The organism is Fonticella tunisiensis (assembly GCF_004364155.1).
Classification (GTDB): domain Bacteria; phylum Bacillota; class Clostridia; order Clostridiales; family Caloramatoraceae; genus Fonticella; species Fonticella tunisiensis.
The window spans coordinates 1-24,728 of record NZ_SOAZ01000004.1; the positions used below are offsets into that span (position 1 = coordinate 1).

The following is a 24,728-nucleotide window of genomic DNA, read 5'->3' on the forward strand; positions in this document are numbered from 1 at the left end:
TTTAAAATTTTTAAATTGTTAGGCTTTTTTGGTGTGCCCTTTTTTGCTTCACCTACAAAAATCCGAATTTAGAATTCTTTCTTTGTTTAAAACTCACTGTCTAAATTCCTGTTTTTTTAAAGAAGGCTAATTTTTCAGCTAAAATTTTAATGAGTTTTGCAATTGCCTATTTATATTTTTATTAATAGTTATTAGTTTTTTATTAAAAGCTTTATTTTGTCTCCTTAACGAAATTTAGCAGCTCGAGGATTTTATTCCTTAGAGACATAAATTCAGCCTCGTTTCGCCTCCTCCTGTGCTTCAGGTTAATATCGATAACGTCTACAATACGTCCCGGTCTTGGGGACATAACTACAATCCTGTCGCTTAAATAAACAGCCTCTTCAACATCATGGGTGATCAATATCATGGTGTTTTTTCTCTCCTGCCATATTCTTAGCAGCTCATCCTGCATGCACATTCGTGTAAATGCATCCAGGGCTCCGAGAGGCTCGTCTAGAAGCAATACCTTGGGATGGTTTACAAGGGCCCTTGCGATGGAGGCACGTTGTGCCATACCTCCTGACAGCTGATGGGGATAGGCTTTTTCAAATCCCTTTAAACCTACCAGTTCGATGTAACTATCTATTTCATGCTTTCTTTCCTTATATACCTTTCTTGCTACAAGTCCTGAAGCGACATTATCATAAACGTTTAACCATGGAAAAAGAGTCGGGTCCTGGAATACAAGTCCACGCTCATATCCCGGTCCCTCTATCCTGGTACCATCGAGGGCAGCAATTCCACTGGTGGGTTTTTGAAGCCCCGCAATTATTCTCAGCAGTGTGGATTTACCACATCCGCTGGGTCCTACAATGGATATAAATTCTCCTGGCTCAATTTGCAGGTTAATATTATCAAGTGCAAGAATTTTATTGTTTTCATGATCTATAAACTCACAGCTTATTTCATTAAGAACTATCCTGCCTTCGTTTTTTACCATTTTATAAGACCCCTTTGCCATATTAGTATCCTGTCCCTAACTTTAAACAGTAGGGTTATGATAGTAGAGAATAATAAGGACATAACTCCAAGGCTTGCATATACCTTTTTGTATTCTGCCCATCCTTGGGCCCAGTTGATATACCAGCCAAGACCAGCCTTAACTCCAAGCATTTCTGCTACAATTAAAGTTACAAAGGACGTGCCAAGTCCCATGAACAAGCCTATAAATATATTCGGCAGGGCAGCAGGAAGTGCCACTCTAAATATCAAATATGGCTTACCTGCTCCAAGGGTTTGGGCCACTTCAAAATATGACTTTTGAACATTAGCTATACCTGAGCTTGTCATAACCGTTACTGGGAACCATACAGATAGCCCAAGTATAAACACGCTGGCGGAAAAGCTTGTGGGGAAAATGGTCATGGCAATTGGAATCCATGCAGTTGCAGGTATAGGGCCAATAATCTTTTGAAGTGGTCCAATCCAGTAGTTAAGCCTTTTGTTCCACCCTATCATGGTACCGGTTATTAATCCTGAAAAAGCTCCTAATAAATAGCCTGCCACTAGCATTCGCAGTGAATAAAAGGTACTTATTAACAGCATTTTTCGATCGGTTATTATAACATCAACAACCTGCCCTGGAGGAGGAAAATAAGGGAGAGGCAGTAGTGAAAGCTTTGAAGTAACAATTTCCCATAGTGATAAGAATAATATTGCAGCTGTTAGCAGTGGAGCTTTCTCCCTAAGCCACTGATTTAAGGTTTCGAATTTTAATGAAAGTACAATCGCTAATACGTAAAGTAATGAAATTACGCCAAATAACGGAATCCAGAATACAGTCCTGTATGCTGCCGACTTATCCGGCACCAGTTTGCTGATTATAACAGTTATAGTAATTGCCATCAAGGGCAAAAATATCTTAGTACTAATTTTTCCTTTCATTTAGCCCCCTCCAATGATTTTATTATATCTTCGATTTACCGGGTTTATATTTAAACAAAAGTCGGATTTACCCGACTATTTTCATATCACTAAAATATTATTCCATTGAACAATAGTGAGTCCAAAAGCATGACAAAATATATAATAACTTATTACTAATGAAAAAACACTCAATTCCTAGTATTCTGATATGAATTACAATATTATTTTATATGCGTCAGTCTCTATTGTCAATATTTTTCCAATACTGGTTTGTAAAACAATTCTGTGAAAATAGTGGTACGAAGGAATTTTGGCTTAAAAACGAGAAAAGCTAATTCTAGAGTGTCCAATTTACCGAGAAAAGCTCACTGAAAGAAATGATTAATAAAAAAGAACCATCTACAGAAGAACCTTTTATTTTATACAGTAAAACTCTAAGATTTACGGAATAAATAGATCTTTTCATGTTTTTGGCAACTACAATTTCAAGCAGTTAGCTTCCGCAAAATTTCCAGTTTATCATTGACAATGAGCCTCTGTGAGCATGATTTGATGTCAGGGGGATGCCCCAGAAATCCTGTGACATCGCCCCTGAAAGGCTATCATACTCACTACTCATTGTAAATGATTTGCTACGCTAAACTGGAAATTTTTAAGTTCCGCAATGCTTGAAAGCATAACTTCCGAAAACACTTTTTCATATTCGAGTATTCAATTAACCTCCCTGGGAAGTATAATTAACACTACCTTTTTTCCACATTATTAAGCTAATTATACTCATAAAAATTACCCAAAATATTTGAAACCCTATACTATCTAGTAACTGTTCATTTGTTAATTTACCTTGAAGAACCGATATTGGTGTATAATAAATATATTGGAACGGTAATATAACACTTATCTTTTTTATAAATGAGGGGAATATAGCTATTGGAAGAATTTCTCCTGAAAATATTTTTATCATATTCCAAACATTATCTCGAAGCGTTAAAACATTTTCTACCCAAAAAGTTAATGTTCCAACAATAAAAAATAAATTAAACATTATCATAAATCCCAAAAATGAAGATAATATAAACAATGATATATTATATATATATAATGTTATTTTTAGCCAAGGTAATATTGTAATATTTGCAAAAATTAGAAATAATATTCCAAATATAATATTCCAAAGAAAAAGAACTATCTTCCTGTAGCATAAATAAAATGGATAAAATAGTGGCTTAGATAAATATAAATTTAAATTTCCTTGGTTAATATCATTCCACTCTTCATATGTTATGATACCTACTGGCATAATTGCAGACTGCACAATTGTAAGTATCAAATAATATTCTATCATATCATTGAATGAATAATTACCTATTTGTGAATTGTATGAGTATACAAATTTCCATAAAAAGTAGATTAGTAGGAATTGCATTGGCAAATATATTATTTGTCCAATGAAATTTAAAAAGTATTCCTTGGTTTTTTCAAATTCAACCTTAGCGATCCTTAAATATTTTATTATCACAATCTTATCCCCCATTCGATTCATACCTTTTAATACCATATCTCCAAACACTTACAAACACTGAGAAAACAATCACTAAGTATATTAATAATTTAAATACAAATACTAACGTCATCTCTTGTTTTTCAAGCAAAAAAACAGTAGGGTAATAAGAAACAAATGCTACCGGTATGACATACGTAAGTAATAATTGTATTTTTTGTGGAAATATAGTTAGTGGATATTGTTTAAACCCTGTTAGCTGCATTATTAATTCCCTAACAACTTCTAGTCTTCCCACCCAGAAACATAGAAAAGTTAAAATTCCATATATAAAATTTGTGATTAAAACCCCAATTACTAAAACAGTTAAACTGATAAGTATGGAAAGAAATGATACACTAATTTTATATTTCAGTAATATTAATATAATTAGTAATATACTCATTATAATCTGCTCTAAGAAATATATTATTGAAACTTGTTCAAATAAAACTGCTATTAAAGTATTAATAGGACGACACAAATATTTATCTAACTGACCCTCGATAATTTTGCTTGGTAAATCTCTGAATCCGAAGAATATCCCCCCCAAACCTTCTCCTAAAAATATTATTGAAGTATATAATGCTAACTCTGAAAATTGCCATCCATTAAAAATAGGAATTATACTAAGTAATGTATACCAAAATATGAAAATAAAACTAAAATTAAAAAGTAAATGTACCAAAAGCATTGCAAATTCAAATCTAAATACATATACTTGATTAAATGAAATAACAATAAACCTTTTAAACAGTCTTATATATTTTTTAATCATGTTCGCTCCTTTCATAAATACCATTTAATATATCTTCTAAACTAATTGTATTGATATTGATATCAAGTATATCATTTTCATGTAATACAAAGTCAATAAATTCATTTAACTTATCTTTTTTTACTCTTATCTTTGATTTGTATTCCTCTTTGCTTATAAGATTATACTCATTACAAGTTATTAGATTGTTTGCATCAAAACTATTTGTATGAGTTATTTCAACAATCTTAAACTTATCCCTTTCTTTTATTGTATTTATATCTCCGTCATATATTATTTTTCCTTTGTCTATTATTATGATCCTCTTACAAAATCTATCAATATCAGATATATCATGAGTTGTAAGAAATATAGTAGTTTTGAAATTTTGGTTTAGATACCTAAAAAATTCTAATATTTCCTGCTTTGATATTATATCTAATCCCAAAGTTGGTTCATCTAAAAATATCACTTTTGGATTATGCAAAATAGATGCAACTATTTCGCACTTCATTCGCTGTCCTAAAGACAGTTTCCTTACTGGAATGTGAAGAAGAGAACTTAAATTTAATTTTCCGCTTAAATAATCTAATCTATCTTTAAATTCATTATTATCCAGTTCGTATACATCTTTATAAAATTTTAGTGATTCAATAACAGGAATATCATAAAATAATATGGATCTTTGTCCCATTAAAACACTTATTTTTTTTGTATACTCTCGCCTTTCCTTATATGGTATATATCCCAAAACTGTTATTTCTCCATTTGTAGGGGTTAATATACCTGAAAGCATCTTTATTGTTGTAGTCTTACCTGCCCCATTTAAGCCTACAAATCCAACAATTTCTCCCTCTTCAATGTTAAAACTAATATTATTTACTGCATATACTTCTGTATACGGTTTGATAATTATATTTTTTAAACTCCTTTTATAAGTTTTTTTAGGTACTTTATAGGTTTTTGAAACACAACTTACTTTAATCATGAGGTTCATCTCCTTACACGAATCTGTACTGTCTTTCCTCTCAATGTCTAATTTTTCCATATCCTTATATAGTTTACCATATTTTTCATATGAAGGGAAGAGATCTTTGTTATAATGTCATCAATCAATTACATTAACAGATGTTACCTCTATATAATCTAAAGTCATTTTGATACCTCCTTTTTGGTTGTGTTTGCAAGATAATCATATATCCTTTCATGAGAACATCATAAACAAAAATCAAAAATATGTTATATTTTAACAAATTTATTTACCAATTATATCCTACATAAAAAATTAACCTATATAGAAACTATTACTGGAGGTGTTTTCATTGAAAAAGAAGATATCAATTTTAGCTATACTTTTTATGATGATATCCTCAACGGTATTTGCCCAGTCAGGCACATATACTGTTCAGCGAGGGGACACAATGTGGAAAATAGCCGTAAGGTATCAGATAGGAGTTAGCGAATTAATTCAGGCAAACCCTCAGATAAAAAACCCAAACCTCATATATCCTGGACAGAAGATCAATATCCCAAGCATCGATGACGTAAAAGCCCTTGAAAATGAAGTGATAAGGCTTACAAACATAGAAAGAGCAAAGGCAGGTCTTCCTGCACTTAAGGCAAACTGGGAGCTTTCAAGGGTTGCAAGGTATAAGTCTCAGGACATGGTTAATAAAAATTACTTCTCCCACCAATCTCCAACCTATGGTTCACCGTTCCAGATGATGGAGAACTTTGGAATAAGGTTCACAGCCGCGGGGGAAAACATTGCCTATGGACAGAGAAGCCCTGAGGAAGTTGTAAGGGCCTGGATGAATTCACCGGGACACAGGGCAAATATACTGAGCAGAAGCTATACTGAAATAGGTGTAGGTGTTGCAAAGAAGAGCAATGGAACGCTTTATTGGACACAGATGTTTATTAGACCTTCGAGATAGTAATGGGCCTCCATAAAGGGGGCTTATTTATTTTCCACTCACTTCATAATCATTAATATATTAACTTCTCTGAAAAAACTTTAACTATATGCTAAAAATATATGATTATAAAATATCTTCTTTTATGAACACTATATATTAGTGAGGTGATCAACAATATGAAAAAGAAGATATTAGTCATTGCATTTTCTTTTATGATGGTGTCTGCAACAGTATTTGCACAGCCCTTTAACTATACAATAAAACCTGGAGACTGCATATGGGATATAGCAGATAAGTATGGATGTCGTCCCGGGGATATTATAAAATTAAATCCCCAAATGACAAATCCAAGACTTGTAAAGCCTGGACAGAATGTATCGGTTCCGAGTCCGTCAGACACTGCAAATGCCTATGAAAAAGAGGTTATAAGGCTTACCAATATTGAAAGGTCAAAGGCAGGGCTTCCTGCTCTAAAGGAAAACGCCCAGCTTTCAAAGGTTGCAAGGCTTAAATCACAGGATATGGCAAATAAGGGATACTTCTCTCACCAGTCACCAACCTATGGTTCCCCATTCCAGATGATGCAGAGCTTTGGCCTTAGATTTTCATCTGCAGGCGAAAATATAGCCTATGGACAAAGAACTCCCGAGGAAGTTGTAAGAGCATGGATGAACTCACCGGGACACAGGGCAAATATACTGAGCAGAAGCTATACAGAAATAGGCGTTGGGCTTGCAAGGAATAAAAATGGCACACCATACTGGACACAGATGTTCATGCAGCCAACAAATAGATAGAAACTCAAGGCATGCAAAATATTTTATTGCATGCCTAATTGCTGTAAACATTTGTCGCAAAATGCAATATTATATATTAAGATGTCCTTTGGAGGGGGTGTATTTATGAAGAGAAATTATGTACGTCCCTTTGTTTATGGAATGCCCCTTATATTTTTAGGGTTTGCCTATATTGTTAAACTATTTTTAAATTTATTTTTTAAGTCCATATATTTTGTTTTCCATGATTTTTTTAAAAACTAGGTTGGGGTTTAATATAATATATTTTTTTAACATAGCTGTGGTTGTACTTATGTAAACAAGGGTAGATAAAAAATATGAGTTTTTTATCTACTCATATTTATATTAAAACTACACAAAATAATTTAGGAGGTGATTAAATGGAAAACGTAAAGCTGTCAAATTCCCAGCTTCACTCGACGATAAGATCATTTTTAATGGAGCATAACCAGGGGTCCCTTGCAACCACAATAAATAATATTCCTCGCTCAAGCCCTGTAATGTTCTTCCTTGGAAAGGATTTAGATGTTTATATAATTTCTGCCGGGGGAGAAAAGTTTAAAGCCATAGAACAGAATCCAAACGTATGTCTTTTAGTTACTACGGAATATCTCGATTACAGAAGAATAAAGGGCGTGCAGATATTTGGAAGGGCAAAAACAGGCTATAAAGGAGAGCAGGTTTATAACGAAGCGAGGGAATACATAAACGATAAGCATTTGCTGGATAATGAGGACGTTAAAATAATAAAGATTTCCCCCGTTGAAATTGTGTATCTCGATTCTACAAAGACAGGAGATAGGACAAAACAGATACTGCAGGTGCAATAAATAAAGGGCACTCCTTACGGAATGCCCCTATTAATAACTTATTTCCATGTTTCGCCATACTGCTTAAGAAGCTCTTCAATTTTTGGTGTGCATCTCCTTCCACCGCAGCCGCCAGAGCCGGCACCTGTAGCTTCCTGAACTTCCTTTACACTTCTGGCGCCTTTTCTTATTGCCTGCTTTATCTTTGCTTTTGGTATTGCCTTACATAGGCACACCTTTGTTATCTTATCTAAAATTTCCTGATTCAAGTTCTGTTCCATCTGTATCACCAATCCCCAATTTCTATAGTAATATTTTCTCTTCTCAAGTGCCTTGGAACACTCCGAAAACCAAGTAACTTCATGGAGCTATACAACATAATCAAATACATTATAGCCCATTACGAAGCGGGTGCTTTTTGGAATGTTTCCAAGGGCATCTATATCTATTATAACTGAAAATCAAATAAAAGAAAATAATTATCACATGATAATTATTCCACAATTATTTTATCATATCTCTGAATTGTATTATAATATTATTGACAGAATAGAAGTAAAGTAGAACATGGATGAGACTATATGGTGGAGATTTGGGAAACTGCCGGATAAAATAGTGATTTAAATCCGAAAGGATGGAACATATGCTTAAGGTTGAGCCTGAGGAATATATAAACCTGCCTATTTTTAAAGTTGTTAGCAATAGTACACTTGAATTTCTAAAGGACAGGACATATAAGATAAAAATAAAGAAGGGAAAGCAGCTTTTCGATCAGAAGGAAATTGTAAAAACAATATACATAGTGCTGAAGGGGAAAATGACCCTCTATAGAAATTCTGAGGAAGGTCAAAAAAGGGTTATATTCATATTAAATGAGGGAGAAATAATAAACGAAGTCATTTTCGATGAAAAGGTATCTTCGGCAAATTGTGAAGCCTTTGAAGACAGTGAGCTTTTGTGCTTTCTTAAGGATGACTTAATGAAAGCCATGTCTATGGATTTTAAGCTCACAGAATTTATAATAAACTCTATGAGTAAGAAAATAAGAAGGCTCTACAGGCAGCTTAAAAACACAGTTCCAATAAGGATAGATAAAAGGCTTGCTGCAAAGCTTTGGAAGCTTTCAAGGGATTATGGAATTCCTGCAGATGAAGGTATCCTCATCAACTTAAACATAACTGTAACATATCTTGCGGATATGCTTGGAAGCTCAAGGGAGACAATATCGAGATGCCTCAGGGTACTTGAGAATGAGGGGCTTATAAAAGTAAAGAATAAAAAAATATATGTTGTTAGCAGCGAAAAATTGTCGATTTATTTTAGAGGTGTGTGATGGCTATCACATACTTTTTTTTGTTTGAATGATAAAATTTTAACATAAAAAATATATGGGGGGAAATTGAAGGTGTTTAAACAGGAGATTATGAATGTTGCAGAAGCTGCAGTAAAAAAAGCTAGTATCCTTAGGGCCAGTGTATCCAGATACATTGCATCATCTGCACTGGCGGGAATGTTTGTAGGATTTGGAATTATACTTATATTCACAATAGGAGGGTTATTATCTCCTGCTAAGGTTCCATCTACAAGGATAGTCATGGGAGTGTCATTTGGAATTGCACTTAGCCTTGTTCTTATGGCAGGCTCGGAGCTTTTTACAGGAAACAATATGATAATGACGATTGGAGCCCTTGAGAAAAAAGTAACATGGATGGACACGATTAAAATTTGGATTTATAGCTTCATAGGGAATTTAATAGGTTCATTTGTTGTGGCGGCTCTATTTACAGGTTCAGGCCTTGCTGAGGGAACCACAGCAAACTTTGTTCTTTCAGCTGCGGCTGCAAAGATGTCAGCACCATTTTTTGAGCTTTTCATAAGAGGAATACTCTGTAACATACTTGTTTGTCTTGCAGTATGGTGCTTCTTTAAGCTGAAGGAAGAAACTGCAAAGCTTATAATGATATTCTGGTGTCTGTTTGCATTTATAACGGCAGGATTTGAACACAGCGTAGCAAACATGACGCTTTTATCAATAGCTTTATTGGTTCCCCATACATCAGCCGTATCGGTGGCTGGCTTTGTCTATAATCTGGCTGCAGTAACCCTTGGAAACATTGTCGGCGGAGCAGTGTTTATGGGATTTGGGTACTGGTTCATATCAAAGGAAAAGATGAGTGAATTTTAAAAAGCGAGAATTAAAGCGAAAAATTATGCAGCATTTATAGTTAATATAAAGGAGGCAAAAACATGGGCTTTAGAATGGATGTTGAAAGGTTTGATGAGCTTCTTACTGAGCTTCAAAAAAATTACAGGATTTATGCCCCTGTGCTTTTAAAGGGAAAAGGAAGGTATTCTGAGACGGATACAATAAGGTATGCAGAAATAAACAGTATAAAGGATGTTGTGTTTGATAAAAAGTCAGTATTTTCACCAAAGGAAGTAATTCTTCCAATTACACAGACGCTTTTCTACTTTACAGAGGATAACGTAATAGAGCCTAAGGTTGATGAAAAAAACATTTTAATATTTTTAAGAAGCTGCGATATACATGCAGTTAAAAGATTAGATGAAATATATCTTAGAAACAGATTTGCAGACTCATATTATGCAGCCCTAAGGACAAAGGTAAAGTTCGTCCTCATGGAATGTGAAAAGAGCTTTGAAAACTGCTTCTGCGTAAGCATGGGAAGCAATAGAACAGACGAATATGACCTGTTTGTAAGGCTGGAGGACGGAAAGGTTTATGTAGAAAGTAAAAATGAAACCTTTGATGGGCTTTTCAAGGATGAAGAAAATGCTGAGGTTTCACCAAAGTTTGTTTTGGAGAACGAAACCGTTGTAAAAATTCCTGAAAACCTCGATCAGAGGGTATTTAAGTCAAAGATGTGGGATGAGTACGATGAAAGATGCATAGCCTGCGGAAGATGCAACTTCGTATGCGGAACCTGTGCATGCTTTACAATGCAGGATATATTCTACAAGGATAATCCTAATGCAGGGGAGAGAAGAAGGGTTTGGGCTTCCTGCATGGTTGATGGATTTACAGATATGGCAGGTGGACACAGCTTCAGAAAGAAGTACGGCGAAAGAATGAGATTTAAGGTTATGCACAAGGTATATGACTTTAACAAGAGATTTGGATATCATATGTGCGTGGGATGTGGAAGATGTGATGATATCTGTCCGGAATACATTTCCTTTGCAAATGCAGTAAACAAGCTTAACGATGCTATGAAAGAGGTGGAATAATGGAAAACGTATATATACCATTTTCATCTAGAATACTTGAAATAAAGCAGCATACCGATATAGATTACACCTTTAAAATGGAATACAGGGGTGAGGTAAAGCCGGGACAGTTCTTTGAAGTTTCAATTCCAAAGTACGGCGAAGCCCCAATATCTGTTTGCGAAATAGGAGATGGATATGTTGCCCTGACCATCAGAAGGGTTGGGGTTGTAACAAACGAAATCCATAACATGAAGGTTGGGGACAGGCTCTTTATGAGGGGACCCTACGGAAATGGATTTGATATCGATATATATAAAGGAAAAGAAATAATAGTTGCAGCAGGTGGTACAGGCCTTGCACCGGTTAAGGGAATTGTGGACTACTTTGCGTCTCATCCTGAAGAGGCAAAGAGTTTCAACGTTCTTATGGGATTTAAGTCTCCAAAGGACATTCTCTTTAGAGAAAGCATTGAAAACTGGTCAAAGACAATACAGACTACCTTAACAGTAGATAGGGCGGATGAGGGCTATACAGGAAACACAGGGCTTATAACCAACTACGTTAAGACAGTTGAGATTGAAAACGCTGATGAGGCGCAGGTTATAGTTGTTGGACCTCCAATTATGATGAAGTTTACAGTTCAGGAGTTTATAAACAGAGGAATTAAGGAAGAGAACATCTGGGTTTCATATGAAAGAAAGATGTGCTGCGGAGTTGGAAAGTGCGGACACTGTAAGATAGATGACACATATATTTGCCTCGATGGACCGGTATTTAACTTCACTCAGGCAAAACACCTTGTGGATTAAGGGGGTAGGGTCATGTTAGATATAAATACTAAACAGCTTAAAAAAAATGCTTTTAGAATTACAAAGGAAAGGGGAAAAACCGCAGTAAGGATAAGGGTTCCCGGAGGAAATATGCACGTAAAGTTCTTCTCAGTAATTCAGGAAATTGCTGAGAAGTACGGAAATGGAACAGTTCACATAACTACAAGACAGGGATTTGAAATACCTGGAATAGATATGAAAAACATGCCTGACATTAATAAGATGCTTCAGCCAATTATTGATGGCCTTGAAATAAACCAGGAGGCTCCAGGCTGCGGATACCCGGCATCTGGAACAAGAAACATCTCGGCCTGCGTTGGAAATGCATACTGTCCCTATGGCAACTACAATACGGGTGAACTTGCAAAGAAGATAGAAAAGGCTGTATTCCCACATGACAGACATGTTAAAATAGCTGTAACAGGATGCCCTAACGACTGTATAAAGGCAAGAATGCAGGACTTTGGAATAATTGGTATGACAGAGCCGCAGTACGATCCATACAGATGCGTTGGATGTCAGGCCTGCGTTAAAAACTGCAAAAAGAGAGCAACCGGTGCCCTTAAGTTTGAAAACTTCAAGGTTGTAAGGGATCACAGCAAATGCATAGGCTGCGGAGAATGTGTTATAAAGTGTCCAACAGGAGCATGGACAAGAAGTGAAGAAAAATATTATAAGCTAGTTATAATGGGCAGGACAGGAAAGAAGAACCCCAGAATTGCCCAGGACTTTATTAAGTGGGCTGACGAAGAGAGCGTTATAAAGATAATACTCAACACCTATGAGTATATTGAAGAATATATAGACAAAGAGGCTTACCAGGGAAAGGAGCATATTGGATATATAGTTGACAGAACTGGATATCAGGAGTTTAAAAAGTGGGCTCTTAAAGACGTAAACCTTGGGCCAAAGGCAGAGGTTGCTCAAACTATAAATTGGTAAAGAAAACCCTATCAGTTTTTAAACTGATAGGGTTTTCTTAAATAATGCTTTAATCCGCTGTGTTAATCTGAAAAGTCCATTGGAATAAAAGCAGGAAATGCCTGCAGACCGATGCTGCGATAAAAAATATATTTCATTCACTGGTGAGAATCCGGTGTTATTAATTAAACTTTATAGAATAATATACAGCCAGTTGTTGCAATAATATATTTAGCAGAGGAGGGATATATGCCATGGACAATATGGAAAACAAAATAGAGGAAATATACAACGACCTTGAGGTATATGGAGGAGTTACTCTTTTTAATAAAGGGGATGGAATATCGATTACAGTCATAGACGATAAAGAGGGGTATTCCTATATAGCAGGCAGGAATGATGAAAAGTTTAACGACGGAAGGAATGCCATTAAGTGGGCAATAGATAAGCTTCATGGGATTGAGGGCTGGGAGTAAAAGGAGGTTATATTATGAATTTAGATTCCTATCCCGAAAACGTAAGGCGATATATACTGGAACTTTCAAAGCACGGGATTATAGATATTGAAGGAAATATAGACAGGATGTTTATTAGCTACTTATACGACCAGAAATTTGATGAGAATTATGTAAAAAGCATGATAAATGATAGACTTAAAAACATATAAACTGCCAGCCCCTTTAGATACATTTAATAAGCTGCCCCTTTGATGATGATATCGAAGGGACAGTTTATTTTTGAGGAAAGGATTGGTAACATATAAAAGGGATATAAAAGGCCCCACCTACATAAGTAAAGGAGTGATGTTTATGAAAAATAACAACAGAACTGTAATTATAACCGGAGGAGGACAGGGTATAGGAAAAGGCACCGCCATGAGGCTCCTTATGGAAGGCTTTAATGTAGTTATTGCGGAAATAGACAGGGAGGCGGGTTTTGAGGCTGAGAAGGAGTTAAGCCAATATGGAAGGGTTAAGTTCATTCCCTGTGATGTTTCAAATGAGGAAGAAGTGAAGGCCATGGTTAGTGAAACCGTTAAATGTTTTGGGGGGATCGATGTTTTAATTAACAATGCAGCAATATCTGTAAATAAGCCAATAACGGAAATTTCCCTTGAGGAATGGAATAGTGTATTGGGTGTAAATTTAACAGGGGTGTTCCTATGCTCGAAGTATTGTGCTCCACATCTTAAGGAGAGAAAGGGCTCTATTATAAACATGGCTTCCACGAGGGCATTTATGTCAGAAGCAAACACAGAGGCTTACTCAGCATCAAAGGGAGGGATTTTTGCACTAACCCACGCCCTGGCAATAAGCCTTGGGCCGGATATCAGGGTTAACTGCATAAGCCCCGGATGGATTGAAGTTGGCGAATGGAAGAAGGAGAGTAAAAAACAGGTTCCTGTGCTAAGCGAAATGGATCATAAGCAGCACCCGGCAGGAAGGGTTGGAAGGCCTGAGGACATTGCATCCATGATATTGTTTCTTATAGATTCTAAAAATTCCTTTATAACAGGTGCAAACTTCGTTGTAGACGGCGGTATGACAAGAAAGATGATATATGTATAAAAATTTTAATCATGATGAATGTCCCCATATACTGTGAAAGTATATGGGGATTTTTATGTTCACAAAAAATTTATTATAAAATATCATTCAAAGTATTGAATATTTATAAAATAAAGTGCATAATTATACTATAAATGAAAAAGATTTAGTCAAGGAGGTTTAAAATGAAGGAAAAAATTAAAGCTAAGGTATCTGAAATAATGGGGGAACTTGAGGAGATCAGCAGGTTTCTTTATGAAAATCCCGAGCTTGGAAATCAGGAATTTAAGGCAGCAGAAAAGCTGGAGGGATTTTTAAGGAGATATGGATTTAACATAGAGCATGGGGTATATGGAATTGAGACTGCTTTCAAGGCAACCTATGACAGCAACAAGGATGGAGCTAAAATCGCTTTTCTTTGTGAATATGATGCACTTCCTGAGATAGGTCATGGATGCGGTCATAACCTTATTGCCGCCATGGGAGTTGGAGCGGCTGTGGGCTTACAATCGATAATAGATGAAATAGGGGGAAGCATAGTAGTGTTTGGTACACCTGCGGAGGAAACAAACGGTGCTAAGGTAAAGATGGCGGCTGAGGGCGCCTTTAATGGTATTACCGCTGCAATGCTTGTCCATCCATCTGCAGTAACAAAGGAAAGTGGAAGTTCCCTGGCTATAAATGCCTATCAATTTGAATTCTTCGGAAAAACGGCCCATGCATCAGGCTGTCCAGAAAAGGGGATAAATGCACTGGATGCAGTTATAGCTACTTTCAACAATATAAACGCCCTCAGACAATATATAGGAAAGGATGCAAGAATTCATGGCATCATTTCTAAAGGAGGAGAGGCTCCAAACATCATTCCGGACTATGCAGCAGCAAAGTTTTATGTCCGTGCAGCTACAAAGAAGCAGCTTAAGGAGATATCAGACAGGGTTATTAAGTGTGCCGAGGCAGGTGCACTTGCTGCAGGAGCAAAGCTGAAGGTAAGCAACTTTGAACTTTCAAATGATGATTTAAGAACAAATAGCGTTTTATCGGAGACCTTCAGTGAAAATCTCCGCGCCCTTGGCGAGGTTGAAATTGAAAAAAGTGAAGGGCCATCGGGCTCTACGGATATGGGAAATGTAAGTTATGCAGCGCCTTCAATACATCCTTACATAGGCCTTGGAGATAAGGAGCTTGTTGGCCACTCAAGGGAATTTGCTGCTGCAACCCAAAGCGAGAAGGGAAAGGAGGCGCTGTTTAAAGGGGCATGTGCCATGGCTATGACGGGATATGATGTAATAGTGTCCCCAGAACTTCAGCAAAGAATATGGGATGAATTTAAAAAGATAAATGAATAACCATGTATATATTAAACTATAAAGGGGGATTAATAATGTTCATAGAAAAATTTAAGAAATGGACTTCTATACTGCTTATAGTTTGCAGTTTTGCTGTATTTTCCGGTTGTGCCAGGGGAAATGCAGTATCTGATGCATCAAATACCGATGGAAATAAGCAAATGTCAAAGCTTGATGAGATAAAAAAATCCGGTAAGCTTGTTGTAGGAACAAGTGCAGATTATCCTCCAAGCGAGTTCCATAAAGAAATAAATGGCAAGGACGAAATCGTTGGATTTGATATTTCAATAGCAAAGGAAATAGCGAAGGATCTTGGAGTAGAACTTCAAATCAAGGATATGAAATTTGATGGGCTGCTGGCTGCTTTAAATGCAGGTAACATAGATATAGTACTTGCAGGCATGGTACCTACGGAGGAGAGGAAAAAGAGTGTTGACTTCTCAAATGTATATTACACAGGAGAACAGGGAATATTGGTTAGGGCGGAGGATAATGGCAAATATAAGAGCATTGGGGATTTTAAGGGAAAGAAGGTTGGAGTTCAGAAGGGAGCTTTACAGGAGAAGATAGCTCAGGAACAGTTTAAGGAGTCGGAAATTAAGCCGGTTGGTTCTGTATCAGATTTGGTTTTACAATTGAAGTCCAAAAAGGTGGATGCAGTACTCGTTGGTGCTGCGGTAGGAAAGGCCTATGCTAATAAAAACAAGGATCTTGCGATGACAGATATAAAAATAGAGTATGACTACAATGGTACAGCTGTGGCAGTGAAGAAAGGAAATCAAGATTTGGTTGACTCTATAAATAAAACCATAGATAGGCTTAAAAAGGATGGCTTAATAGAAAAGTATTATGCAGAAGCTACAGAAATGGCAGAGAATTAGAGCAAGGAAAGGGTTTGATAGTCCATGGGGATGCTGATTAGATAAAAGGAATTATAGTCAGCTGGTATGGGCTGTCACCAAAACAGTCACCCCGCATACTATGAATATATGCGGGGTGATTTTATATGGCATATGCAGTGATAATGTCGGGAGGGCTTGGCTCAAGGTTCTGGCCAAAATCAAGGAAGAGCCTTCCAAAGCAGTTTCTAAAAATAGTTGAAGACAAGACGATGATAGAATGTACCGTTGATAGGATAAAAAACATAATCCCTATGGATAAAATATGCGTGGTAACAAACAAAAACTACGTGTCGATTATCCAAAGTCTATTGGATTTAAAGAGTGAAAATATATTTAAAGAGCCGGATAATAAGGAGACCGCATCCTGTATAGGCCTTGCAGCAGTAAAGCTGCTTAAAAAGGATTTTGATGCTGTTATGGTTGTCCTTCCATCAGATCACGTAATAATCGGCAGGGAGGAGTTTGAAAAGACACTCAAACATGCCATTGATGTTGCAAGGGATGGCGACTGTCTTGTAACCATGGGAATAAATCCTACAAGGCCTGAGTCTGGATATGGATATATTGAAAAGGGAGAGAGGCTGGAGGACGGGGTTTACAGGGTAAAGAGGTTTGTTGAAAAGCCAAACGTCGATGTTGCAAAGAGTTTTCTTGAAAAGGGAAATTACCTGTGGAACAGCGGAATGTTTGTATGGCGGGCAGACCGTCTCCTCAGGGAAATCAAAAAATATCTTCCCGATCTCTACAGGAGCCTTATGAAAATATATGAAGCCATTGGAACTTTTGATGAAGAAAGGGTTATTGAGGAGGAGTATTCAAAAATCGATGGTATATCCATAGACTTTGGAGTTATGCAGAGAACCAACAGGGCAGTTGTACTTGATACAAGCTTTGTTTGGGATGATATAGGAAGTTTTACCGCCCTTGAAAGGTTTTTAAACAGCGATGAGAGCAACAACATAGTGGCAGGTGGGGAAGTCTTTCTCACAGAAGTTCAAAACACAACAATACTTGGGGATAAAAGGCTTATAGTGGCCATAGGAGTTAAGGATATGTTGATTGTGGACACAAAGGATGTTGTTCTCATATGCCCTAAGGACAGGGCTCAGGAAATAAAGGAAGTTGTAAAGAAGTTATCTAATAATGATGAATTTGAAAGGTTTGTATAACATGAATAAAAGGCTTATGTATGACCCAGGGGGTTGTGCATGAGCCTTTTATTAAATATAAATGATAGAAACTTGACAAATGTTTTAGCTGAAACTATAATGGTTACAACAGAAGAAATAAAATGCTGTAAGAAGCGTACGAAAATTTTTTCTGCCATATTAGTTTTTTGGGAGGTATAGAAATGACTGTTGAACAAGTTAAAGAAATTTTAGCGGATGGAACGATAGGATACTTTGCAACAACTAATGGAGAACAGCTTGAAGTTAGAGGATGGCAGTATCAGTTTGCAGAAGGAAACAGGTTCTATTTTGCTACAGCAAACACAAAGGATGTTTATAAGCAAATACAGGCTAATCCACAGGTAGCCTTTGCCGGTGTAAGCAATGGATATAATGTTAGAATTTCAGGTAAGGCAACCTTTGTAACGGATGCTGCTAAAAAAGAGCAGTTTTTCTCCAGGCTTTCTGAAGGAGTAAAACAATTATATAAAAGTGCATCCAATCCGGTTTTAGAGATCTTCTACATCGACAGTGGAGAAATTAAGATTAATAAGGGATACGAACCATTTGAAGTAATTAAGTTCTAAGCGGCTTTACATATTATGGCGAAGTCGGTGAATGAAAAATAAAGTTTAATATAAAGCAAAAAACTATTATGGTTTAGGGTTTTTTAAACCATAATAGTTTTTTTTAGAATGATGACTTATGGGAGTTTATTTATTCCGTCAACAATATCCTTAATAGTTATCCTGCGTAGTTCGTTTTCCATTGCAGTCTGAGCCTTTTTAAGGGCTGCGCCTAATATGGATTCAATATTGGCACCTACTTTACATTGTCGATTACCCTTATGAAAATTGAAAAGTCCATTTCCTTCAGTAACTTCAACAGCATTATATACATCAAGCAATGTTATTTCAGAAATGTCTTTTTGAATTGATGTTCCGCCAGTACCGGCTTGAACGGCAACAAGCCCGGCATTTTTTAGATATCCTATAATTCTGCGTATTAAAGCAGGGTTGGTATTTACACTTGAAGCAATAAACTCAGATGTACAATTTTTACTGCTCATTGCAGTTAAAGTTAAAATATGCACAGCAATGGAAAGGCGGCTGCTCAATTTTTTCATTTGATTATCACCTCTTGATGTAATCATAATAGTTATAAGCAGAATCGTTGTCAAGTATAAGAGTCAAATGTCTGTTTGTGTGCAAGCGTACTGGTGAATGAAATATATTTTTTATTGCAGCATCGATCTATAGATATTTTCTGCTTTTATTCCAATGGGCTTTTCAGAGTAGAGTAGCACAACGCGTTAAATTAACTTAATCCGTTGTGCTGGATAATTTTACAGATTAAATCAATAGTAGAAATTTCTACGGAAGATTTTCATTTTTTGAAAATTAGGGATAGATTGATTGTTCATCCTTTTATACTGTGATATACTTACAGCAAGTGGTGATAATATGAACGATATAATATTCAGGTTGTTAGATTTTATAAACAACAGCAAAAATAAAGATACCAACTATTTCATTGCATTAACGCTGCTGCACGATGTAAAAAACATTCCAAATATGAACATCACTACCCTGGCTGACAGGTGCTACACTTCACCGGCTGCTATTACTAGATTTTGTAAAAAAATAGGATATAAAAGTTTTCAGGAATTTAAAGACTATGCCAAAACGTCGGTTGAGGACGATGTTACAATACGAATTACTGATTCTTCAGATAAAGAGGTAATTGCACAGGAGCTGCAGGAAGCTTTATATAATAAAATTGTAAACTGGCTGGTATCATCCAAAAATATGATTGATTTTCATAAGGCTTTCAAAATCATTGAACTAATACATTACTGTAAAAAAGTATCCTTCTTTGGCACTCAATTATCACAGGCAATAGCCCAGGATTTCCAGCTAAGGCTGGTTAAGCATAACAAATTTGTCAGCGCCTTTTCAGATATACAGGAACAGTTTGAAGATGTGGAGGATTTGGATGAGGACTCCGCTGCCATAGTTATAAGCCCATCTGGAAGGTTTATTAACGGCAATATTCCACTGCTTGAAGCCATTAAGAAAACCGGATGTAAACTGGTTATAATTACCCACAATAAGGAAGTTCCTTTTCTGGAACAGGCAGACATTGTTTATTATCTGAATGGAAGTACCTACGACGAAACTGGTTTTTCATCGGAGAGGTTTTCTTTAATGTATTTCTTTGATTTTATGATAGCATTTTACAGCCAGCTTTATGGCTATAAATAATATTTTCATGTACTAAATAAAATCACTTATACAAGGGAGGTAACGTTATGGAAAAGAAAAGCACAAATGTAATTCCAGAGGGATTCCTGTGGGGAGGCGCAGTAACTTCATTCCAGACTGAAGGAGCATGGAACGAAGGTGGAAAAGGGCTCTCCATAGTAGACGTTAGACCCGTACCGGAAAACCATTCAGATTGGAAGGTGGCCATAGATTTTTATCATCGTTATAAAGAAGATATAGCACTCTTTAAAGAGTTAGGCTTTAATGCATATCGTACAAGCATTTCATGGTCAAGAATTTTCCCGGATGGTGAAGGGGAAGTTAATGAAGAGGGAGTAAAGTTCTATAACGATTTATTTGATGAGCTTATAGCAAATGGCATGCAGCCCGTTATCACCCTTTATCACTTTGACTTACCACTTGCATTAGCTGAAAAATACAATGGTTTTGCTTCAAGAAAAGTTGTTGATTTGTTTGAAAGATATGCAAGAACTTGTTTCGAAAGATTTGGCGACAGGGTTAAGTACTGGATTACATTTAACGAACAAAATTTAGTACTACAGCATATAAATCATTGGGGAGCAAAGGTGCCTGAAGGTGTTGATCCGGAGGCATTTGCATACCAGGTATGCCATAATGTATTTATTGCCCATGCCAAGGCTACAAAGGCACTGCACGAGATGGTTCCAGATGGTAAAATGAGCGGTATGATTACATATATGACAACATATCCGGCAACATGCAAGCCGGAGGATGCCCTGGCAAATGTTAAGGCAAAGGAGCTTCTTGTTGACTTCTTCTTTGATGTATTTGCACGAGGTGAGTATCCATCATATGTAACAAGCAGATTGGAAAAGAAGGGCATAAGGATAAAGTGGGAAGAAGGAGACGCAGAGCTTTTGAAGGAAAACACAGTGGACAATTTAGCATTTAGCTATTATCAGAGCCGTATTGTTAAGGCAACAGATGATGGTGAGGAACCTGCTGTTACAGGGGTAGTGGCAAACCCATACTTAGAGGCAAATGAATGGGGCTGGTCTATAGACCCAATAGGCCTAAGAATAGCTTTAAAGGAGACCTATGCACGTTATAAAATGCCTATTTTCATAACAGAAAACGGTATAGGAGTAAGGGAAGAATTAAATGAAAACAACACTGTAGAGGACGATTACCGTATTGATTACCATAGAAGCCATATAGAGCAGATGAAGCTTGCTATGGAAGAGGGAGTTGAGGTTATCGGATACCTCATGTGGGGCTCAACTGACATATTAAGCTCCCAGGGAGAGATGAAAAAGCGCTATGGAGTCATCTTCGTAAATCGTGATGAAAGGGATTTAAGGGACTTAAAGAGATATAAGAAGAAGAGCTTCTTCTGGTTTAAGAAGGTAATCGCTTCAAATGGAGCAGAATTAGAATAGTGAAGTATTATAAAAAGACCGGAATCCGGTCTTTTTATAATACATTTTCATCTGTCTCAAATTTATAAATGTTTATCTCAGAGAAATCATCTTCATTATAATATATGGATATTTTAAACAGATCCGTTTCAACCTCCATGGTCTCTCCGCTCTTTAAGCTATACAGCTTTCTCAGAAACAGCGGTGAAAAGAAGTTTGCATCGAGAAGCTTATAGGATTCAAACCTGTTTATCTGTTTAAACACCTCAGCCTGCAGCCTGAAAATGTTTGGTATATGCTTTTTAATTTTTATAACAGGCTCCAGGTGGCTCTTTTTAGATTCAGCAACATTGTTTTCTATACATTCCTTTAAGAACATGTCAAATTTCAGGTTGGTGTTTTTACTGTTTAACCTGGCATAGTTTAAATTTTTATATACGTATTCATATTCGTACTTCTTTAAACTGTCCAGAAGGAGATTATACACAAAATCATAGTCATCGATATATTTCTTAATTATTGTTATAAGGATGTTGACGTCGTTTTTGAGCTTTTCTGCAAGCCTGTCTATCAGAGAAAATTTGATACCTATAACTTTATTATTAGAGCTAAGTCCTGATTTTATCTTTTCATAGCTTAATATATATTTTCCATTGGAATTGATGTCCTCCACTATAGGAAGAAGTATTTTAGTTTCAAAATCATAAAATCTCGTATAATTATCTCCAACGCCGAGAATGGTTTTCAAATTATCAAGGGTAATTTCAAGTTCAGCCTTTTCCTTCCAGTGATTTAAAAGGTACAGATATAATAAATATGACTGCTTTTCCTTAAAGCTCAAAATGTGATCTATATGAAGTGTATTAAATATGTTTCCCTTCTTAAAGGAAAGCATGACTTCCCTTGATAATAAAAATATTACACTTTTTTCGTCTATTAAAAACGAGTCGATAACAGAGAAATAGCCCTCAAAGCGAAGGGATTCGTTTGTTTCTACGCAATATTCAAGCTTCTTTTTGGATAGTTTTTTAATGAAGCTCTTTAGCTCGTCCATGTCCATATCAAGAAGGCCCATAAGCATCTGTCTATCGAGCTTTAGTTCTCCATTTCTTTCTTTTTTATAAAGTTCTAAAAGATAGGATATTAAAAATCTTTCCTTTTTCAGAAGCGGGTGTTCAAATGTTAGTGTGAGTTTGCTGTTTTCAAAATTGACTGGGCTTGATTCGCTGTATAAACTCAAGAAAAACACCCCCTAAAAATTTATAAAAAAAATAGAATTAGATTTTTCTAAATAAGATAAACGAAAAAGGGATGATTTTTTATAAAAAAGGCATCTAATACCTAAATAAATTATATAATAGCAGACGAAAAAAGTCTATTTTTTTAGAAATTTGTAATGAATAATCAAATTTTATAAAATAAAAGCACAATTTAAACATCTAGGAGGAGGTCAAGGTGCAAAGCAATAATATAAGGAAGATTAAAGAAACAAACGTTGATAGGATAGCAATGGGAATCATAGCAAATGCAGGGGACAGCAGAAGCCTATCCTTTGAAGCTCTACAGGCTGCAAGGGAAGGAAATTTTGAAGAAGCAAAGATGAAACTTAAAGAGTCCAGCGAAAAATTGATTAAGGCACATGAATTTCAAACACAGCTTATGATAAGGGAAGCCGAGGGGGAAGAAGTAAAGTCCAGTGTTTTAATATCCCATGCCCAGGATCATCTAATGATAGCAATTTTAGCAAGGGACCTAATTGAAGAGATGATTGCATTATATGAAAGGTAGTAATGATGCACTAATATCATTTAGAATTGATTCACTGGGAAAAAATAATCAATGTTAATACCGGCGGTGGAAGATTAAAACCTTCTACTGCTGATAAAAATATAATAAAATTATAAAAGGGAGGTTTAGTAATGAACAAATTTACTCAATTCTTAGAAGAAAAGTTCATGCCAGTTGCAGCGAAGGTTGGAGAGCAGAGACACCTTCAAGCGATAAGAGACGGTATCATCTTAACTACTCCATTAACCATTATAGGTTCATTATTCCTAATATTAGCTTACCTGCCAATACCAGGCTATGACGCATTTATGGCAAATACTTTTGGGGCAGCGTGGAGGGATAATTTAACATTCCCTGTAGGCGTTACATTTGACCTGCTTGCGGTATTTGTTGCAATAGGCGTAGCCTACAGGCTTGCTGAAAGATATAAGATAGACCCGATATCAGCAGCAGCAATGTCCCTTGCGGGCTTTATGCTTGTAACTCCTTATAAAATATCCTTCACTCCGGAGGGTATAAATAAGACCTTTGACGTAACAGGAATTCCTCTGGCACTTACGGGAAGTAAGGGAATGTTCGTTGCTATTTTAGTTGCAATAATTTCAACAGAGATATTCAGATTTTCTGTTAAGAAGAACTTCGTTATAAGGATGCCCGACGGTGTTCCACCAGCAGTATCAAAGTCCTTTGCATCCCTTATACCTGGATTTTTAGTAATTATAACTCTCTGGGTTTTAAGACTTATACTTCAAGTAACGCCATTTGGTAACCTCCATAACGTTGTTGGAGTTATCCTTGGAAAGCCATTATCACTACTTGGAGGATCACTTGCTGGTGCAATAATTGCTGTAATCATAGCTCAGCTTCTATGGGTAACAGGTATACACGGACAGGCACTTGTTTGGGGTATAATGGGACCGGTATGGCTTACACTTGTTGACCAGAACAGATTGGCATTTACAGCAGGGCAGCCAATACCAAACGTTGTAACACAGCAGTTTATGGATATATTCTATTCAATAGGTGGTTCAGGTGTAACCCTTGGACTTGCAATACTTCTGTTAACAAGATCAAAGAGTAAGCAGTTAAAGCAAATAGGAAAACTTGCGATAGCTCCAGGTCTGTTTAACATAAACGAACCAATTACCTTTGGACTTCCAATGATTATGAACCCAATAATGATGATTCCATTTGTACTTGTTCCTGTAGTTATAGTTTCTATAACATACTTTGCAATGGCTACGGGACTTGTTGCAAAGACTGCGGGTATCATGGTTCCATGGACAACTCCAGCTATTATAAGTGGATTCCTTGCTACAGGTGGTAAGATATCAGGAGCTGTAATGCAGATAGTTAGCATTATAGTGTCAGCAGCACTTTATTATCCATTCTTTAGAATATATGATAACCAGAAGTTTAAGGAAGAAAATTCACTATCCGATATAAGGGAAGCCGGCATAACAAAGTAATAATATAATAATCAGGCTGTTGATTTAATCAACGGCCTGATTATTATATAGATATGCCGCTGCACAAGATGATAGTTTTCAGCATATTATGTATTACAAAAGTTGCCTTATTGACAAATCCATAATGC

At 36.3% G+C, this 24,728-nt stretch carries 28 protein-coding genes; 20 read left to right on the top strand and 8 right to left on the bottom strand.

The window, feature by feature from the left end; translation table 11 throughout:
- Positions 1-211 precede the first annotated feature (211 nt).
- The 5 genes from EDD71_RS03130 to EDD71_RS03150 all read right to left on the bottom strand — a co-directional run bounded on the left by EDD71_RS03130 (position 212) and on the right by EDD71_RS03150 (position 5,253).
- Positions 212-982: an ABC transporter ATP-binding protein gene (locus EDD71_RS03130; RefSeq protein WP_243116387.1), complete on the bottom strand. Its 771-nt coding sequence runs from the start codon at positions 980-982 to the stop codon at positions 212-214.
- Positions 976-1,926: an ABC transporter permease gene (locus tag EDD71_RS03135; RefSeq protein WP_133627290.1), complete on the bottom strand. Its 951-nt coding sequence runs from the start codon at positions 1,924-1,926 to the stop codon at positions 976-978. Before EDD71_RS03135 ends, EDD71_RS03130 begins: the two co-directional genes overlap by 7 nt.
- 697 nt (positions 1,927-2,623) lie before the next feature.
- Positions 2,624-3,427, bottom strand: coding sequence for an ABC transporter permease (locus EDD71_RS03140; RefSeq protein ID WP_166636316.1), 804 nt, complete (start codon positions 3,425-3,427; stop codon positions 2,624-2,626).
- Positions 3,428-3,431: 4 nt separating this feature from the next.
- Positions 3,432-4,226 carry an ABC transporter permease gene (locus EDD71_RS03145; RefSeq protein WP_166636317.1) on the bottom strand — a complete coding sequence of 265 codons (795 nt, stop codon included), beginning with the start codon at positions 4,224-4,226 and terminating at the stop codon, positions 3,432-3,434.
- Complete coding sequence (locus EDD71_RS03150) at positions 4,219-5,253, bottom strand: ABC transporter ATP-binding protein (RefSeq protein ID WP_207669269.1); 1,035 nt, start codon at positions 5,251-5,253, stop codon at positions 4,219-4,221. Before EDD71_RS03150 ends, EDD71_RS03145 begins: the two co-directional genes overlap by 8 nt.
- 310 nt (positions 5,254-5,563) lie before the next feature.
- On the opposite strand from EDD71_RS03150, the gene safA reads away from it, so the two are divergent.
- The 4 genes from safA (at position 5,564) to EDD71_RS03165 (ending at position 7,751) form a co-directional block, all read left to right on the top strand.
- Positions 5,564-6,142: a SafA/ExsA family spore coat assembly protein gene (safA, locus tag EDD71_RS03155; RefSeq protein WP_207669273.1), complete on the top strand. Its 579-nt coding sequence runs from the start codon at positions 5,564-5,566 to the stop codon at positions 6,140-6,142.
- 158 nt (positions 6,143-6,300) lie between these two features.
- Positions 6,301-6,921, top strand: a complete 621-nt coding sequence (locus EDD71_RS03160; protein ID WP_133627294.1) for a CAP domain-containing protein — start codon at positions 6,301-6,303, stop codon at positions 6,919-6,921.
- Positions 6,922-7,026: 105 nt separating this feature from the next.
- The gene (locus EDD71_RS15220; RefSeq protein ID WP_166636318.1) at positions 7,027-7,164 is read left to right on the top strand and encodes a hypothetical protein; all 138 of its coding nucleotides are present in this window, start codon (positions 7,027-7,029) and stop codon (positions 7,162-7,164) included.
- 137 nt (positions 7,165-7,301) lie between these two features.
- A complete protein-coding gene (locus EDD71_RS03165) occupies positions 7,302-7,751 on the top strand; it encodes a pyridoxamine 5'-phosphate oxidase family protein (protein WP_133627295.1) in 450 nt (149 codons plus the stop codon).
- 38 nt (positions 7,752-7,789) lie between these two features.
- On the opposite strand, the gene EDD71_RS03170 is transcribed toward EDD71_RS03165, so the two are convergent.
- Positions 7,790-8,011, bottom strand: a complete 222-nt coding sequence (locus EDD71_RS03170; RefSeq protein WP_133627454.1) for a (2Fe-2S)-binding protein — start codon at positions 8,009-8,011, stop codon at positions 7,790-7,792.
- 362 nt (positions 8,012-8,373) lie between these two features.
- On the opposite strand from EDD71_RS03170, the gene EDD71_RS03175 reads away from it, so the two are divergent.
- From EDD71_RS03175 to EDD71_RS03225, 12 genes are all read left to right on the top strand, one after another.
- The gene (locus EDD71_RS03175) at positions 8,374-9,063 is read left to right on the top strand and encodes a Crp/Fnr family transcriptional regulator (RefSeq protein WP_133627296.1); all 690 of its coding nucleotides are present in this window, start codon (positions 8,374-8,376) and stop codon (positions 9,061-9,063) included.
- Between the two features lie 72 nt (positions 9,064-9,135).
- Positions 9,136-9,915, top strand: a complete 780-nt coding sequence (locus EDD71_RS03180; protein ID WP_133627297.1) for a formate/nitrite transporter family protein — start codon at positions 9,136-9,138, stop codon at positions 9,913-9,915.
- Between the two features lie 62 nt (positions 9,916-9,977).
- Positions 9,978-10,979, top strand: coding sequence for an anaerobic sulfite reductase subunit AsrA (gene asrA / locus EDD71_RS03185; RefSeq protein ID WP_133627298.1), 1,002 nt, complete (start codon positions 9,978-9,980; stop codon positions 10,977-10,979).
- Positions 10,979-11,770, top strand: a complete 792-nt coding sequence (gene asrB / locus EDD71_RS03190; protein ID WP_133627299.1) for an anaerobic sulfite reductase subunit AsrB — start codon at positions 10,979-10,981, stop codon at positions 11,768-11,770. Before asrA ends, asrB begins: the two co-directional genes overlap by 1 nt.
- Before the next feature lie 12 nt (positions 11,771-11,782).
- Complete coding sequence (asrC, locus tag EDD71_RS03195) at positions 11,783-12,733, top strand: sulfite reductase subunit C (protein ID WP_133627300.1); 951 nt, start codon at positions 11,783-11,785, stop codon at positions 12,731-12,733.
- Positions 12,734-12,966: 233 nt separating this feature from the next.
- Positions 12,967-13,188, top strand: a complete 222-nt coding sequence (locus EDD71_RS03200) for a hypothetical protein (protein WP_133627301.1) — start codon at positions 12,967-12,969, stop codon at positions 13,186-13,188.
- 14 nt (positions 13,189-13,202) lie between these two features.
- A complete protein-coding gene (locus tag EDD71_RS15225; protein ID WP_166636319.1) occupies positions 13,203-13,379 on the top strand; it encodes a hypothetical protein in 177 nt (58 codons plus the stop codon).
- A gap of 142 nt (positions 13,380-13,521) precedes the next feature.
- Complete coding sequence (locus tag EDD71_RS03205) at positions 13,522-14,280, top strand: SDR family oxidoreductase (protein WP_133627302.1); 759 nt, start codon at positions 13,522-13,524, stop codon at positions 14,278-14,280.
- A 164-nt stretch (positions 14,281-14,444) separates the two neighbouring features.
- Entirely contained in the window at positions 14,445-15,608 is a 1,164-nt protein-coding gene (locus EDD71_RS03210; RefSeq protein ID WP_133627303.1) for a M20 family metallopeptidase, read from the top strand.
- Positions 15,609-15,643: 35 nt separating this feature from the next.
- Positions 15,644-16,489: a transporter substrate-binding domain-containing protein gene (locus tag EDD71_RS03215; RefSeq protein ID WP_133627304.1), complete on the top strand. Its 846-nt coding sequence runs from the start codon at positions 15,644-15,646 to the stop codon at positions 16,487-16,489.
- Between the two features lie 125 nt (positions 16,490-16,614).
- Positions 16,615-17,679 carry a mannose-1-phosphate guanylyltransferase gene (locus EDD71_RS03220; protein WP_133627305.1) on the top strand — a complete coding sequence of 355 codons (1,065 nt, stop codon included), beginning with the start codon at positions 16,615-16,617 and terminating at the stop codon, positions 17,677-17,679.
- A gap of 182 nt (positions 17,680-17,861) precedes the next feature.
- Positions 17,862-18,266, top strand: coding sequence for a pyridoxamine 5'-phosphate oxidase family protein (locus tag EDD71_RS03225; protein ID WP_133627306.1), 405 nt, complete (start codon positions 17,862-17,864; stop codon positions 18,264-18,266).
- Between the two features lie 116 nt (positions 18,267-18,382).
- Here the strand turns inward: EDD71_RS03225 and EDD71_RS03230 are convergent, their stop codons facing one another.
- Positions 18,383-18,805: an Rrf2 family transcriptional regulator gene (locus EDD71_RS03230; RefSeq protein ID WP_133627307.1), complete on the bottom strand. Its 423-nt coding sequence runs from the start codon at positions 18,803-18,805 to the stop codon at positions 18,383-18,385.
- 337 nt (positions 18,806-19,142) lie between these two features.
- On the opposite strand from EDD71_RS03230, the gene EDD71_RS03235 reads away from it, so the two are divergent.
- Positions 19,143-19,943 carry a MurR/RpiR family transcriptional regulator gene (locus tag EDD71_RS03235; protein WP_133627308.1) on the top strand — a complete coding sequence of 267 codons (801 nt, stop codon included), beginning with the start codon at positions 19,143-19,145 and terminating at the stop codon, positions 19,941-19,943.
- 47 nt (positions 19,944-19,990) lie between these two features.
- Positions 19,991-21,364, top strand: coding sequence for a glycoside hydrolase family 1 protein (locus EDD71_RS03240; RefSeq protein WP_133627309.1), 1,374 nt, complete (start codon positions 19,991-19,993; stop codon positions 21,362-21,364).
- Between the two features lie 34 nt (positions 21,365-21,398).
- On the opposite strand, the gene EDD71_RS03245 is transcribed toward EDD71_RS03240, so the two are convergent.
- Entirely contained in the window at positions 21,399-22,583 is a 1,185-nt protein-coding gene (locus tag EDD71_RS03245; protein ID WP_166636320.1) for a replication initiation protein, read from the bottom strand.
- Positions 22,584-22,798: 215 nt separating this feature from the next.
- Between EDD71_RS03245 and EDD71_RS03250 the strand changes: the two genes are divergently transcribed.
- Both EDD71_RS03250 and celB read left to right on the top strand, forming a co-directional pair.
- Positions 22,799-23,131 carry a PTS sugar transporter subunit IIA gene (locus tag EDD71_RS03250; RefSeq protein ID WP_243116388.1) on the top strand — a complete coding sequence of 111 codons (333 nt, stop codon included), beginning with the start codon at positions 22,799-22,801 and terminating at the stop codon, positions 23,129-23,131.
- Between the two features lie 131 nt (positions 23,132-23,262).
- Positions 23,263-24,600: a PTS cellobiose transporter subunit IIC gene (celB, locus tag EDD71_RS03255; RefSeq protein ID WP_133627311.1), complete on the top strand. Its 1,338-nt coding sequence runs from the start codon at positions 23,263-23,265 to the stop codon at positions 24,598-24,600.
- The last annotated feature ends 128 nt before the right edge of the window (positions 24,601-24,728 follow it).

Excerpts from the sequence above, each read along its gene's own strand:
- EDD71_RS03130 (WP_243116387.1), bottom strand. The coding sequence starts at position 982 with ATGGTAAAAAACGAAGGCAGGATAGTTCTTAATGAAATAAGCTGTGAG.
- EDD71_RS03135 (WP_133627290.1), bottom strand. The coding sequence starts at position 1,926 with ATGAAAGGAAAAATTAGTACTAAGATATTTTTGCCCTTGATGGCAATT.
- EDD71_RS03145 (WP_166636317.1), bottom strand. The coding sequence starts at position 4,226 with ATGATTAAAAAATATATAAGACTGTTTAAAAGGTTTATTGTTATTTCA.
- EDD71_RS03150 (WP_207669269.1), bottom strand. The coding sequence starts at position 5,253 with ATGGAAAAATTAGACATTGAGAGGAAAGACAGTACAGATTCGTGTAAG.
- safA (WP_207669273.1), top strand. The coding sequence starts at position 5,564 with ATGATGATATCCTCAACGGTATTTGCCCAGTCAGGCACATATACTGTT.
- EDD71_RS03160 (WP_133627294.1), top strand. The coding sequence starts at position 6,301 with ATGAAAAAGAAGATATTAGTCATTGCATTTTCTTTTATGATGGTGTCT.
- EDD71_RS15220 (WP_166636318.1), top strand. The coding sequence starts at position 7,027 with ATGAAGAGAAATTATGTACGTCCCTTTGTTTATGGAATGCCCCTTATA.
- EDD71_RS03165 (WP_133627295.1), top strand. The coding sequence starts at position 7,302 with ATGGAAAACGTAAAGCTGTCAAATTCCCAGCTTCACTCGACGATAAGA.
- EDD71_RS03170 (WP_133627454.1), bottom strand. The coding sequence starts at position 8,011 with ATGGAACAGAACTTGAATCAGGAAATTTTAGATAAGATAACAAAGGTG.
- EDD71_RS03175 (WP_133627296.1), top strand. The coding sequence starts at position 8,374 with ATGCTTAAGGTTGAGCCTGAGGAATATATAAACCTGCCTATTTTTAAA.
- asrA (WP_133627298.1), top strand. The coding sequence starts at position 9,978 with ATGGGCTTTAGAATGGATGTTGAAAGGTTTGATGAGCTTCTTACTGAG.
- asrB (WP_133627299.1), top strand. The coding sequence starts at position 10,979 with ATGGAAAACGTATATATACCATTTTCATCTAGAATACTTGAAATAAAG.
- asrC (WP_133627300.1), top strand. The coding sequence starts at position 11,783 with ATGTTAGATATAAATACTAAACAGCTTAAAAAAAATGCTTTTAGAATT.
- EDD71_RS03200 (WP_133627301.1), top strand. The coding sequence starts at position 12,967 with ATGGACAATATGGAAAACAAAATAGAGGAAATATACAACGACCTTGAG.
- EDD71_RS15225 (WP_166636319.1), top strand. The coding sequence starts at position 13,203 with ATGAATTTAGATTCCTATCCCGAAAACGTAAGGCGATATATACTGGAA.
- EDD71_RS03205 (WP_133627302.1), top strand. The coding sequence starts at position 13,522 with ATGAAAAATAACAACAGAACTGTAATTATAACCGGAGGAGGACAGGGT.
- EDD71_RS03210 (WP_133627303.1), top strand. The coding sequence starts at position 14,445 with ATGAAGGAAAAAATTAAAGCTAAGGTATCTGAAATAATGGGGGAACTT.
- EDD71_RS03215 (WP_133627304.1), top strand. The coding sequence starts at position 15,644 with ATGTTCATAGAAAAATTTAAGAAATGGACTTCTATACTGCTTATAGTT.
- EDD71_RS03220 (WP_133627305.1), top strand. The coding sequence starts at position 16,615 with ATGGCATATGCAGTGATAATGTCGGGAGGGCTTGGCTCAAGGTTCTGG.
- EDD71_RS03225 (WP_133627306.1), top strand. The coding sequence starts at position 17,862 with ATGACTGTTGAACAAGTTAAAGAAATTTTAGCGGATGGAACGATAGGA.
- EDD71_RS03230 (WP_133627307.1), bottom strand. The coding sequence starts at position 18,805 with ATGAAAAAATTGAGCAGCCGCCTTTCCATTGCTGTGCATATTTTAACT.
- EDD71_RS03235 (WP_133627308.1), top strand. The coding sequence starts at position 19,143 with ATGAACGATATAATATTCAGGTTGTTAGATTTTATAAACAACAGCAAA.
- EDD71_RS03240 (WP_133627309.1), top strand. The coding sequence starts at position 19,991 with ATGGAAAAGAAAAGCACAAATGTAATTCCAGAGGGATTCCTGTGGGGA.
- celB (WP_133627311.1), top strand. The coding sequence starts at position 23,263 with ATGAACAAATTTACTCAATTCTTAGAAGAAAAGTTCATGCCAGTTGCA.